Below are 13,040 nucleotides of genomic sequence, written 5' to 3' on the forward strand. Positions count from 1 at the left end.
GCCCCTCGCGCGACCCGACTGCTCACTTGCTGGACAGCGTGCCGCTGCTGTTCGCACCCCCGAACAATCGCGTCAGGTACTGCGTGTTGGTGTTCATCCGCGCCATCAACGTGTTGAGTGCGGTGAACTGCGCCTGGTATTGCTTCGTCAGTTGCGCGGCATAGTCGGACAGATCCGACTGCTGCTGCGTGACGCGCTTCAGATCGGCGGTCAGTGCGGTCGTGCGCACGTCGATCATCCCGTTCTTCTTCGTGAACTGCGTGATCTGGTCGGCCAGGCGCGTGCCGATCCCGTTCTCCGGATTGAACAGGCGCGCGACGCCCGACGGATTGGCCGACAACGCGCTGTCGAGCTTCGCGCTGTCGACGTTCAGCGTGCCGTCCTTCTCGAGCTTGATGCCGATCGACAACAGGTTCACGTGTCCGTTGCCCTTCTCGGTAGTGGCGCTGCTGTCGACGCCGCGCGCGACGATCGACGCGAGCGAGTTGCGGATCGTGTTCAGCGTCGAATCGCCGATCAGCGCGCCTTGCGAGCTGGCTCCGGCCGTGTAGCTCGACAGCGCGCCCATCGTCTTGACCACCGTGTTGTACAGGCTCACGAAATTCGTGATCGTGGCGGCCTGCGACTTCGTGTCGGTGCTGACCGTCAACGTCTGCGTATCGGTCGCGCTGACCGCGGCCGCCGACAGATTCAACGTGATGCCGGTCAGCACGCCCGATACCGCGTTGCTCGCGCTGGTCGATGCGATCCCGTTGAGCGTGAACTTCGCATCCTGCGCGGCGGTGCTCTGCCGCCACGCGGCCGCGCCGTTCGCCGAATCGATTTTCGATGCGCCGCCGGACGGGTCGGCCGTCGACGTGACGCCGAGGTTCGACAGGCCGCCGTCGTTGGACACGTTGCCGACCGCGACGCTGATCGCGTTCGCCGCGCCCGTCTTCGACGATGCCAGCACGAGGTGTGCGCCGTCCGTGCCGTTGATGACCGTCGCGCTGATCCCCGGGTTGCCCGCCGCGCCGTTGATCGCCGCCGCGATACCCGCGAGCGTGTTGTTCGTGCCGCCGACCTCGACCTTGAACGACTGGCTGCCGAGCGACAGCGTCAGCGTGCCGGTACCGAGCGCCTTGCTGCCGTTGAAGCCGGCGGAAGACAGCGCCTGCGCGGTCGCGATCTGCGTGACGCCGACCGTGTAGGTGCCGGCGACCGCGCCCGCGCCGGCCGTCGCGGTCAGGCCCTTGCCGCTCGCGACCGCGTTGAACGTCGACTGCAACGCGCCGTTCTTCAGCGACGTCAGGCCCGCGTCGAGCGCGCCGAGCGCGGACGACAGCGCGCCGAATGCGGAAATCCGCGTGTTGCCGGTCGTTTGCGATGCGGCAAGCGTCGCGGCCCGGCCGGCCGTTTTCGCGTTCACGAGCGTCTTGACGAGCGAGCCGACATCCATCGCCGGATTGCCGGTCGAGCCGTTGATGATCGATTGCGCCGCCTGTTGCATCAGGCTGTTCGCGTTCGCGCCGCTGTTGACGGGCGTGTTCGTTGGCATGGGTGAGCTCCGGTTGAAGGCGATCCAGTGGCGAACGGCGGTGGAGCCGGCCGGCGGCGATCCGGATGGGTCCGTGGCGATCCGCGTGCGTGTCGTTTCTCGCGCTTCTCGCCCGATGCCGCCGCGGATCGCGGGAGTGTCGGGAAAACGTAAGAATGATGGGTGCGGAGCCGGTTTCTAAAAGAAGTCGGTTATTCCGAGGGTAGAAAATCGTAGCCGGCCCGAAGCAGACATGAAACCTTGGGTTGTGTACGGGCGGGCAAGCTCAAAAGATTGAGAGCGTTTATTGGCAGTGCGCCTTGTGAACGTTGCCGAGGCATTGCAGGCCTATGCTCGGGAAGTATTTGGCAGCGAAGCTGCGGACCGCGCCTTTGTCACGATCTTGCTATGCAAGGCGTCAAAAAAATAACGATTATTGTCCGCTCTACACTGCACCGAGTCCCTGTCGACGGTCAGTCTCCACCATGCCCGCCACCGCCCTGCAATTCGCGCTGCTCGCCAAGCATCAGGAAATCGCGTCCCTGCGCCACCTGGCCGAGCAGATCGAATTGGTCGACCTGCTCGGCCGCCTGATCCATGCGCTGCAGCGCGAGCGCGGCGCCACCAGCATCTATCTGGCGTCGAGCGGCAAGCGCTTCGTCGCCGAACGCGCGGCTTCGCGCGGCGAATCGGTGCCGCTCGTCGCGCAGTTGCGCGAGCGCCTGGACCTGGAACTGACGCCGGCGCGCGGCTCGACGTCGCGCCTGTTGTCGCTGATCGCCTGGGTGCTGCTCGACCTGGAATCGCTGGATGTGCTGCGCGAACAGATCGACCATCTTGCGCTGTCGGCGCCGGATTCCGTCCAGGCGTTCAGTACCGTGATCGGCGGCCTGGTGGAGCTGATTTTCCAGTTTGCCGACAGTGCGGCGGACCCGTCGGTGTCGCGCATGCTGATTGCCCTCGTCCATGTCGTCGAGGGCAAGGAGGAAGCGGGACAGGAACGTGCCGTCGGCGCGCACATGTTCGCGGCGGGCACGTTTTCGGCGGATCAGCAGCAGCGCCTGCTGTATCTGATAGCCGCGCAGGAGCGCAGTCTCGAAGTCTTCGCGAGCTTCGCAAACACGGCGCAAAGCGCATGGTGGGAAACCCGCATGACGGAGCCGCACATGGCGGCGCTCGAGAAGCTGCGCCGCGTACTGTGCACGGCGCACGCCGGCGATGCGCTCGACGCCGTCCTGAGCGAAGCATGGTTCGACGCCGCGAGCGCCCGCATCGATGATCTCTGGCATCTTCAGATTGCGCTGACGCTGCAGGTGCAGGAAACGTGCAACGCGCGAATCGAAGACGCGCACCGAACGCTGCACGACTCCGAGCGCCTGATGGCGCAGTTGCGGAACAATCCGCCCCCGCATACCCAGGCGCTCGCCCAGTTCTTCGCCGGCGATCCGTTGTCGGCGCGCGCGGCGGTTCACGAACTGCCGGAACGCCTCTCCGGCTCCGACGTGGGGACGCTCGCCAGTCTGAAATCCCTGCTGGAGTCGCAATCCGCGCGACTGGCCGGCGCGGAGGTCGAGCTCGACGCGGCGCGTCGCGCGCTCTACGAACGAAAGCTCGTGCAGCGCGCGAAAAATACGCTGATGACGCGCTTCAGCCTTCGGGAGGACGAAGCGTATCGGATGCTGCAGAAAGCGTCGATGGACGGCAATCGGCCGCTTGCCGATATTGCGGAAGACGCGCTGACGTCGCCCGAGCGATTCGTCGACGAGCACGCGCAGCCTTCCGTGCGACGTCGTACGTAGCGAAGCGCGCCGGACACACCGCACGACGACGGCACGACCTGACCGGAACGCACCGCGCTTCACGCACCGCGGCTGCGCCCGAAGCGCATGCGCGAGGTGCAGTTTGCACCGCGCGAGTGCGATTCGCTGCGATCGGCCGCGGCTTTCTTCCCCGGCATTTCGCGTCCGGCCAGCCTGCATCGCGATATCCCCGTCACTGGTACGAGAATTGCGAACATCTCGCTCGTCGGGCTAATGGCGGCCTGACGATCACGCCATGTCGAACCGTGGCGGCCGATCACGTGGATAACAGCGTCCGCGCCAGGCACTCGCATGTCGAGCGAGTGCCTGGCGCGTTTTTTTTGCCCGTCCAACTTTACGAGCGCACACCATGGCCTACCTCACGCCCAACGAATTCGTCACCAGGATGGTCGATGCCGGTGAATCGAAGCTGTCGATGTCGACCCGCGATACGCTGATTCGCGCGTACATGGCGGGCGCGATCCTCGCGCTCGCAGCCGCCTTCGCGGTCAGCATCACGATCAACACCGGCAACGCACTGGCCGGTTCGCTGCTGTTTCCGGTGGGATTCTGCATGCTGTACCTGCTCGGCTTCGACCTGCTCACCGGCGTCTTCACGCTCGCGCCGCTCGCGGTGATCGATCGCCGGCCCGGCGCGACCTGGGGTGGCGTGTTCCGCAACTGGACGCTGGTGTTCTTCGGCAATTTCGCGGGCGCGCTGACGGTTGCGCTGTTCATGGCGATCATCTTCACATTCGGCTTTTCGGAAGCGCCGAACGCAATCGGACAGAAGATCGGCGGCATCGGCGAAGCACGCACGCTCGGTTATGCGGCGCACGGCGCCGCCGGCATGCTCACGCTGTTCGTGCGCGGCGTGATGTGCAACTGGATGGTGTCGACCGGCGTGGTCGCCGCGATGATGTCGACGTCCGTACCCGGCAAGGTGATCGCGATGTGGATGCCGATCCTCGTGTTCTTCTACATGGGCTTCGAGCACTCGGTCGTGAACATGTTCCTGTTCCCGTCCGGCCTGATGCTCGGCGCCCACTTCACGGTCGTCGACTATCTGCTGTGGAATGAGATCCCGACGGTACTCGGCAACCTGGTCGGCGGGCTGGTGTTCGTCGGCGCGGCGCTGTACAGCACGCACTACAAGACCGCACCGAAACGCGCGTCCGCTTCGCCGGTGGGTGTCGTCGCCCGCAAGGCCTGATCGCGCTGCGCAAGCCGCAACCGACTGCCGGCGAGGCGCTGAAATGCGCACCGGGGGGCGCGCGACCGTCATGTTGGCGGATGCGTCGGGGCTGATCTACGACGCGATCACGGTCACGTCGACGCGCGTCGTCGCGCGCGGGGCCGACCGGGCGCACGACATGATCGAAAACAACTTCGCACAGTCCCCGCCGGCATTGCCGGCAGGGATGAGCGATGTCGTATCACATCGCATCACGGGCCATCGCTGCAACCTCCGCGGCACTCCATGCGCCTGCGTACACGCGGAAGCCCTGGATGCGGCCGTTGAAAGATGGATGCGCCCAATTGCGGCCAAGGAACGTGACCTGGTCGCCGACCTGGCGCGGCGACAGCAGGATTTCGTCGGATTTCCCCGCCTCGGTGCCGTCGACGTACAGGCGGCAGGTATTGCCCTGCAGCGTGACCGCGAGATGGACCCAGCGTCGAATCGGCAGGGCCCACGGCGCGGCCACGACCTGTGAATCCTTGAATGTCGCGCCAAAGATCGAGAAGCACAGCGTGCCTGAGCCGGTCTGCGGTGCGATGCACATGGCTGCGTTCGCGTCGAGCCCTGCATAGAACACGCAGCTGTCCCAGTGCAACCCATTCGCGTAGACCCACAAGGAAAGGCTGAAGTCGTCGAGGTCGCCGAACACGCCCGACGGCAGCTGCAGGCCGGCCTTCAGACCGTCGAACACGATGGCCTCGTCGTTGCGGCGCCCGTCGCCCCAGGTCGCGCCGTCCAGCAGCTTGCCCTCGATGAAGGTCATGGTGCCGGCGGCAGTCCGCAGCGCGCCGTGCGTGCCGGTGCCGTTCGGGTCGTTCAGCGGCAGGGACAGGCGGACCTCGCCGGGAACGGCGATACGAACCACATTGGAGCCGGCTCCCGGGGCGCCAGCGCCCTGCGCCGTGATCTGGTAGAACCAGACGCCGTTGGACGGTATATCGCTGTAGGTGAGCACCTCGCTCGCCGAAACCGTGCCCAGCAGGTTGAAGGGGCCGCTGGCCCGGCTTGCGCGCTTGATCTCGTACGAGGTCGCGCCGACGCTGCCCCACCACGACAGCACGACGCGGTTGCCGCGCAGGCAGGCCGTGAGGCCAGACGGCGGCTTCATGGAGCCGGCATAGTCCGGGCGGCGATGAATAAGCGTCGGCCACCAGACGTCGTCACTGCTGCCCCCGTACTTCGGCTCGCACAACTTCACCATGCGCGCGACGTTCGGCGCCGCCAGCCCCAGGCGGTTGACGTAGTGGTTGTAGATGGGCTCCCAGCAGTTGCGGCCCATCTGACCGTAGTTCACTTGCGTCCAGAACGACGGGTGGGGCTGGGACGGATTGTTCTCGCGCACATAGGGCATCGGGTAGTTCTTGCCGCTCTCGTCGAGCAGGTTCGAGCGCGCCACATACTCTGCCGCTGCGAGAAAGCGGTTGTTGTACAGCCCGTAGAGATCGTCGCCCTGGTTCCAGGCGATCTCCAGCAGGTCACCGCCCAGCGACATGCCCAGCGTGGAGTGGCCCTGGTCGCGGCCGCTTTCCTCCCACTGCCCGAAATGGCCCGGGTGCATGAAGTACACGCCATGCCCGATGGCGCCATTGCCGAAGTTCCGGAGCGTGCCGCGGTTGTTGCCCGCATAGCAGTCGCAGGCCAGCCGGTACAGGTCGGGCTTGTCGCAGAACACACCGATCGCCATGGCGCCCACCATCGAGGCCATGTCCCAGTTGGCATGGGACCCGATGCGCCCGTCGCTGAGGAACCACGACGATACCGGGGCGAAGACGTTGAGCAGCATGTCCTGGAATCGCTTCAGGTTCGCCGGGGCCCAGCCTGGGTAGGTGCGCAGCACTTCGCCGATCTGCGCCCACTGATGGCCTTGTATGCCGGCCAGGATGATGAAGGTGTGGTCGTCATGGGCGGTCGAGCCGGGAGGCACCGTTCCAACCACCTTCAGCGTGTTCGCCCAGGCGTCCACGAACTCCACGGCCTTGTCGGCATAGCGGTTGTCCTGCGGGTCGGACAGCTTCCATCGCAGGACCAGGCTCCAGGCGCGCCAGATGTCGACGTACATGTCCCGCGAGCTGCCATCGGCCCGGTAGACGCCCGCCAGCGGGAAAGGTCGGGCGTCGAGGGAAGCGAAGCGCTCGGCGCACAGCGTGCTCCACCAGTGCGCCCACGGCTCCTGGCCGGCCTTGATGTAGCCGCGGATGCGGGCGAAGTCGTCGTCGGTGACCAGCAGTCCCGGGTGACGGAAGACACCACTCGCCGAAGCCGGCGCGCGCGCCGGACCTGCAACAGCGGCCCGTGCCGCTTGGACTCCGAGTCCCGGCAGCAGCGGCAGCATTGGGAATAGCCCCAGGCCCAGCGACAACGCTCGACGCGCGGGATTCGGCAACTCCTCGAGGCTGGCACGCTCCACGAACCGTTTCGGCATCTTTATTTCCTCTGTCGTCTTGTTGAACTGCGCGACAGTATGGATTACGCAACAGTCGGTCGGTGTGACAAAGCACCTCCGGAAGTTGCACGCGCGATCGACGATCGCCTGTTCAAACGCGAGGGTGGTACATCGCGTGACTGCGACGGCCGGCGCTGCGGGGAATTGATGCGGTCTTCGCGATACCACGCGCGGCGACGATTTTATTTCCCGGTACGGCATGGAGCAGTTTTCTTTGCTCAAAAGGCCGTGGCACAAGTTTGTTTGCGTCGGTTCAAATTTTGTTTGCGATGAACCACGGCCGTCGGAATGACGGGTCGCGCTTTCCCGATTGTCCACTTAATCGAGACAGCAAATCATGTTTTGAAGGATTGATGATTCTTGGCGGGACAGTAGACTGCACCCGTGCTTTGCCAGAACCGATCCGGCGTGCGCCGCCAGCCGCGGCGTCGCCTGGCGGATTCTTCGGCAGCGGGCCATGCGGCTTGCCGTCCGATCGTGCGAAGAGTGGTCCGTTGCCGGCTTCGCGCGCCGATTCGGCGCGCAGCGGCACCGGCTGCATCAAACCGTCAATTCAAGGGTGATTTGCCATGCGTTACGTTTCGCTGGAGTCGAAGAAGGACGAGCTGCTGCTGGCGGCTCGCGTGCTGATGATGATCCTGTTCGTGCTGTTCGGCTGGCAGAAGCTGAACGGTTTTTCGGGCACGGTCGCGTATATGGCGTCGACGGGGAACCCGGCGCCCGAGCTCGCGGCCGTGATCGCGGTGGCGGTCGAACTGGTCGGCGGCGTGCTGATCGCGATCGGCTTCTATACGCGTCCGCTCGCACTGCTGTTCGCCGCCTATACGCTCGCGACCGCGCTGATCGGCCATCGCTACTGGGCGTTGCAGGGGATGGAGCAGTACATGGCGATGATCAACTTCTACAAGAACGTGAGCATCATCGGTGGACTGCTGTTGCTCGCATTGACCGGGCCGGGGCGGTATTCGGTTGACCGGAAGTAACGCGGGACGGCGTTTCCGTTCGGTATCGGGAGCCCGGTGCGCGCAAGCGTGCCGGGCTTTTGTTTTTGCGGGCGACGGAGCGATCGGCGCGCGGGCCGACGACAGCATCGGCGTCGTGCCCAGGCACGGCGGCCAGCGCATGCGCTCACGGCCGGAATCTACATCACGGATCATGTATTGCGCGAAGCTGTTGGCCAGCGCGAAATGGGCGAAGAATGGGGCGATTATGTTCGCGACCGGATGCGAGCCGTTCATGTTATCCAATAGGCCCGATAATCCCTTCGTTTCCGTGATCGATCGCCACCTCATGCCAAACCAGATTTCGCCAACGGGCCGTTCCACTGTCCTCCTCATCGGCGCCTCCGGCCTGCTCGGCCGTGCGGTTGCCGCCTGCCTGGCTCGCGAATCGTCGTTGACGCTGCTGGCCACCATACGGAACCCGCAAAGCGCCGGTGCAAAACTGCTCGCGTTGCCGCCGGAAAACATCGCCGAGCTCGACGTCCTCGACCAGTCGTCCCTCGAGCGCATTTTTGAAACCCACCGACCGGCAGCGATGATTCTTTGCGCCGCCGAACGCCGCCCCGACGTCTGCGAACGCGACCCGGCCGCGGCTCGCGCGATCAACGTCACCGCACCGGCCCGCATCGGCGCACTCGCCACGCGATACGGCGCATGGACGCTCGGCATTTCGACCGACTACGTCTTCGACGGCAAGGCGGCGCCCTACCGCGAAGACGCGACCCCGAACCCGCTGAACATCTACGGCCGCACCAAGCTCGAAGGCGAGGCCGCGCTGCTTGCCGCGTCGCCGCTGTCGTGCGTGCTGCGCCTGCCGTTGCTGTTCGGCCCGATCGCCGACTGGAGCGAATCGGCCGTCACGAGCCTCGTGCCGGCCGTCGTCGCGTCTTCGCGGCCGGGCGCCGACGCGGTCGGCATGGACGCATGGGCGATCCGTTACCCGACTTACACGCCCGACGTCGCGCAGGTCATCCGCGACCTGACGCTGCGCCATCTTGCGGGCGAATCCGTCACGGGCATTCGCCATTGGTCGGGCGAGGAGCCGATGACGAAGTACGACATCGCGCAGCGAATTGCCACCGCGCTCGGCATCGACGCGTCGCTCACGCCGATCACGCAGCCGACCGACGCGACACCGCGCCCGTACGACTGCCATCTCGATGCCGCACGCATGCGCGCGCTCGGGATCGATTACGCGACGCCGTTCGATACGGCGCTGCGGACCGTGCTGCGCGACGCGCCGCGGGCGCTGTAGGAGCGATACCGGCCACGGCTCGCGGCACCCGCCGATATCAACGAGCCGATTCGCTGAGGTTCGTGCCGCCGTTCACCGCCTACCTGGCAGCCGGGCGATCTTCCGCCCGGTATTCATTTGACCAACGAAGCATCCGCCCCCCGACGATGGCGCCGCGCGACGCCGATGCAGACGCAGGTGCCGCACAGCACGGCGCGATCGATGCGGCCACGCGCAGGCATTGCGAGCCGCCAATCCTCAGACATGCGTCGCGGGGTCGCGCGGCCTCGTGGTCGAATTCAAAATTTGTCTAGTCATCCTTGAGATTCGGCCGCTCGAATTGCACCAAACGTGTGCCGGAATTCCCCGTGACGATGCACGCCAGACCCTTGAAATTAGGGGATTTCCCGCGTTTCCGCGGTTTTTATTGATCACCGCTTGTCTCGCTGTTTTTCTTCTTGCATGCTTGTATAGACAAATTCCTGAGGCGGCTTGCTGCACCGAAGGGATGGCGAACTTCAACGCAAGGAGAAATCTCGTGAACGGCAAGCGCATCAAGTGGGCAATCAGGACGATCGGCGTCATCGCGGCTGCGGCGGCAACGCTCGCGGCGCCGGTGCAGGCAAAGGAATGGAAGACGGTGACGGTCGCGCTCGAAGGCGGCTACGCGCCGTGGAACCTCACGCTGCCGGGCGGCAAGCTGGGCGGTTTCGAGCCGGAGCTGCTCGCCAACGTGTGCGAGCGCATCAAGGTGCAGTGCAACATGGTCGCGCAGGACTGGGACGGGATGATTCCGGGCCTGCAGGCCGGCAAGTTCGATGTCCTGATGGATGCCATTTCGATCACGCCGGAGCGCGAAAAGATCCTGCTGTTCTCGCGTCCGTATGCGGCGACGCCGGCGACGTTCGCCGTCACCGATACGAAGATCCTGCCGAAGGCCGCGCCCGGCGCACCGATCGTCAAGCTCACAGGCGACGCCAACGCGGACAAGCCTACCGTCGACACGCTGCGCAAGCAGCTGAAGGGCAAGACGATCGGTATCCAGTCGGGCACCGTCTACACGAAATTCATCAACGACAGCTTCAAGGACATCGCGTCGATTCGCGTGTACAAGACGTCGCCCGAACGCGATCTCGATCTGGTCGCCGGGCGCATCGATGCATCGTTCGACGACGTCACGTACTACGCGGCGAACAACGCGAAGAAGGACAACGCATCGATCGTGCTCGCGGGGCCGAAGCTCGGCGGCCCGATCTGGGGGCCGGGCGAAGGGCTCGCGTTCCGCAAGCAGGATGCCGACCTGAAGACGAAGTTCGATACGGCGATCGCCGCGGCGCTCGCGGACGGCACCGTGAAGAAGCTCGCCGACAAGTGGTTCAAGACCGACGTCACGCCGTAAGCGCTGCGCGTTCGGCCGCCGCCGCGTAAGTTCGTCGAACGACGCGCGGCGCGGCGGCACGCATCCAGCGGATTCACTCAACGCATGCAGGGAGGCACGCATGGCGATTCTTGAAATGCTCGGCTTCGGTACCGAAGGCTGGGGCGGTGTGCTGCTGCTCGCCGCATTGATGACGGTCGCGCTGACGCTCGCCGCGCTCGCGGTCGGCGCCGTGATCGGCGCGGCGATCGCGGCGGCGAAGCTGTCGCGCTACCGCACCCTCCGCCTGCTCGGCGATCTGTATACGACGGTATTTCGCGGCGTGCCCGAACTGCTCGTCATCTATCTGTTCTACTTCGGCGGCTCGACGCTCGTGACGGCCGTCGGCCAGTGGTTCGGCGCGGAAGGCTTCATCGGCGTACCGCCGTTCGTGATCGGTGCGCTCGCGGTCGGGATGATCTCGGGCGCCTATCAGGCAGAGGTCTATCGCGCGGCGGTGCTCGCCGTGTCGAAAGGCGAGCTCGAAGCGGCGCGCTCGATCGGCATGCCGCGCAGCATGGTGCTGCGGCGCATCCTGGTTCCGCAGGTGCTGCGCTTCGCGTTGCCCGGTATCGGCAACGTGTGGCAACTGAGCCTGAAGGATTCCGCACTGATCTCGGTCACCGGTCTTGCCGAGTTGCTGCGCACGAGCCAGATCGCTGCCAATTCGACTCACCAGTACTTCGTGTTCTTCGTCGCGGGCGGTGCGTTGTATCTGCTGATGACGGGCTTGTCGAACCGTGTGTTCAACCGGGCCGAGGCGATCGTCGGCCGGTCGTTCCGCCGCAATTTCGCGCGCAACTGACGGAGTACGGGCATGTCCATCGATTTCGCTTTTCTCCTCGATACGCTGCGCCAGCTGCTCGCGGCCGTGCCGACCACGCTCGGCCTGTTCTTCGCATCGCTCGTGCTCGGCGGCCTGCTGTCGCTCGTGATCGTCACGATGCGCGTGTCGCCGCGCTGGCTGCCGAACCGCTTCGCGCGGGCCTACATCCTCGTGTTTCGCGGCTCGCCGCTGCTGATCCAGATGTTTCTCGTGTATTACGGGCTCGGCCAGTTCGGCGTGATCCGCGAGAGCTTCATGTGGCCGCTGCTGCGCGAGCCGTACGTCTGCGCGGTGCTGTCGCTCGCGCTGTGCACGGCCGGCTACACGGCCGAGATCCTGCGCGGTGGGCTGATGGCCGTACCGGTCGGGCAGATCGAGGCCGGGTATTCCATCGGCCTGTCGGGCTTCTCGCTGCTGCGGCGCGTGATCGGCCCGATCGCGTTGCGCCAGTGTCTGCCCGCGTATTCGACCGAAGCCGTGCTGCTCGTCAAGTCGACCGCGCTGGCGAGCCTCGTCACGGTATGGGAAGTGACGGGCGTCGCGCAGCAGATCATTCAGCAAACCTACCGGACGACCGAAGTGTTCGTCTGCGCGGCCATCATCTATCTGGGCCTGAACTTCATCGTCGTGCGCCTGCTCGGCGCGCTCGAATGGCGGCTCTCGGGGCACCTGCGTGCGCCGAAGCCGTCCGGCGCGCCTGCCGCGGCGACCCGCAATGCCCGGCGCGTCGCGTCCTGAGCGCGCCATTCTTTCCAGGAGAAACCGATGAACACCGCTGCTCCCGTTGCGCTGTCGGTCAGAAACATCCACAAGTCGTTCGGCGATCACCATGTGCTGAAGGGCATTTCGCTCGACGCGCACGAGGGCGACGTCATCTCGATCCTCGGCGCGAGCGGATCGGGCAAGAGCACGTTCCTGCGTTGCCTGAACCTGCTCGAGACCCCCGACGACGGCTCCGTCGCGCTCGCGGGCGAAGAGCTGGCGATGAAGCGCGCACGCGACGGCAAGCTGCATCCGAGCGACCGGCGCCAGGTCGACCGGATTCGCTCGCAGCTCGGCATGGTGTTCCAGAACTTCAACCTGTGGTCGCACATGACGGTGCTTGACAACCTCGTCGAAGGGCCGCTGCGGGTGCAGAAGCGCAGTCGCGCGGAAGCGGTGGAGGAAGCCGAGGCGCTGCTCGCACGCGTTGGCCTCGCGGACAAGCGCGGCTACTATCCCGCGCACCTGTCGGGCGGCCAGCAGCAACGTGTCGCCATTGCCCGCGCGCTGGCGATGCATCCGAAGGTGATGCTGTTCGACGAACCGACGTCGGCGCTCGACCCGGAGCTGGTCGGCGAGGTGCTGCGCGTGATGCGCTCGCTGGCGGAAGAGGGGCGCACGATGCTGGTCGTCACGCACGAAATGGGCTTTGCACGCCACGTGTCGAACCGCGCGATGTTCCTGCATCAGGGCGAGGTCGATACGGACGGGACGCCCGACGAAGTCTTCGGCGGCCAGACCTCCGAGCGCTTCCGGCAATTCGTGTCGAGCCACCACGACCGCACCACGAACTGAGGCTACC

The 13,040-nt window shown here is 65.5% G+C and carries 10 protein-coding genes; 8 read left to right on the forward strand and 2 right to left on the reverse strand.

Going from position 1 to position 13,040, the window contains the following annotated elements; all coding sequences use genetic code 11:
* Positions 1–22: 22 nt before the first annotated feature.
* Entirely contained in the window at positions 23–1,537 is a 1,515-nt protein-coding gene (fliD, locus tag JMF86_RS30040; protein ID WP_201317231.1) for a flagellar filament capping protein FliD, read from the reverse strand.
* 464 nt (positions 1,538–2,001) lie between these two features.
* Between fliD and JMF86_RS30045 the strand changes: the two genes are divergently transcribed.
* Positions 2,002–3,315, forward strand: coding sequence for a nitrate regulatory protein (locus JMF86_RS30045; RefSeq protein WP_201317232.1), 1,314 nt, complete (start codon positions 2,002–2,004; stop codon positions 3,313–3,315).
* 370 nt (positions 3,316–3,685) lie between these two features.
* Positions 3,686–4,528: a formate/nitrite transporter family protein gene (locus JMF86_RS30050; RefSeq protein ID WP_027808142.1), complete on the forward strand. Its 843-nt coding sequence runs from the start codon at positions 3,686–3,688 to the stop codon at positions 4,526–4,528.
* 223 nt (positions 4,529–4,751) lie between these two features.
* Here the strand turns inward: JMF86_RS30050 and JMF86_RS30055 are convergent, their stop codons facing one another.
* Positions 4,752–6,977, reverse strand: a complete 2,226-nt coding sequence (locus tag JMF86_RS30055) for a LamG-like jellyroll fold domain-containing protein (protein ID WP_201317233.1) — start codon at positions 6,975–6,977, stop codon at positions 4,752–4,754.
* Positions 6,978–7,567: 590 nt separating this feature from the next.
* Here JMF86_RS30055 and JMF86_RS30060 point away from each other — a divergent pair.
* From JMF86_RS30060 to JMF86_RS30085, 6 genes are all read left to right on the forward strand, one after another.
* Positions 7,568–7,981 carry a DoxX family protein gene (locus JMF86_RS30060; RefSeq protein WP_006481060.1) on the forward strand — a complete coding sequence of 138 codons (414 nt, stop codon included), beginning with the start codon at positions 7,568–7,570 and terminating at the stop codon, positions 7,979–7,981.
* Positions 7,982–8,288: 307 nt separating this feature from the next.
* Positions 8,289–9,254, forward strand: a complete 966-nt coding sequence (locus JMF86_RS30065) for an SDR family oxidoreductase (protein ID WP_201317251.1) — start codon at positions 8,289–8,291, stop codon at positions 9,252–9,254.
* A gap of 517 nt (positions 9,255–9,771) precedes the next feature.
* Positions 9,772–10,632 carry a transporter substrate-binding domain-containing protein gene (locus JMF86_RS30070; RefSeq protein WP_012337095.1) on the forward strand — a complete coding sequence of 287 codons (861 nt, stop codon included), beginning with the start codon at positions 9,772–9,774 and terminating at the stop codon, positions 10,630–10,632.
* A 100-nt stretch (positions 10,633–10,732) separates the two neighbouring features.
* Positions 10,733–11,455 carry an ABC transporter permease gene (locus tag JMF86_RS30075; RefSeq protein WP_006481063.1) on the forward strand — a complete coding sequence of 241 codons (723 nt, stop codon included), beginning with the start codon at positions 10,733–10,735 and terminating at the stop codon, positions 11,453–11,455.
* Between the two features lie 12 nt (positions 11,456–11,467).
* Positions 11,468–12,214: an ABC transporter permease gene (locus JMF86_RS30080; RefSeq protein WP_200161135.1), complete on the forward strand. Its 747-nt coding sequence runs from the start codon at positions 11,468–11,470 to the stop codon at positions 12,212–12,214.
* Positions 12,215–12,241: 27 nt separating this feature from the next.
* Positions 12,242–13,033: an ABC transporter ATP-binding protein gene (locus tag JMF86_RS30085; RefSeq protein ID WP_201317234.1), complete on the forward strand. Its 792-nt coding sequence runs from the start codon at positions 12,242–12,244 to the stop codon at positions 13,031–13,033.
* Positions 13,034–13,040: the final 7 nt, after the last annotated feature.

The sequence above is a fragment of the Burkholderia sp. E168m15 genome (assembly GCF_016586105.1).
Classification (GTDB): Bacteria; Pseudomonadota; Gammaproteobacteria; order Burkholderiales; family Burkholderiaceae; genus Burkholderia; species Burkholderia orbicola.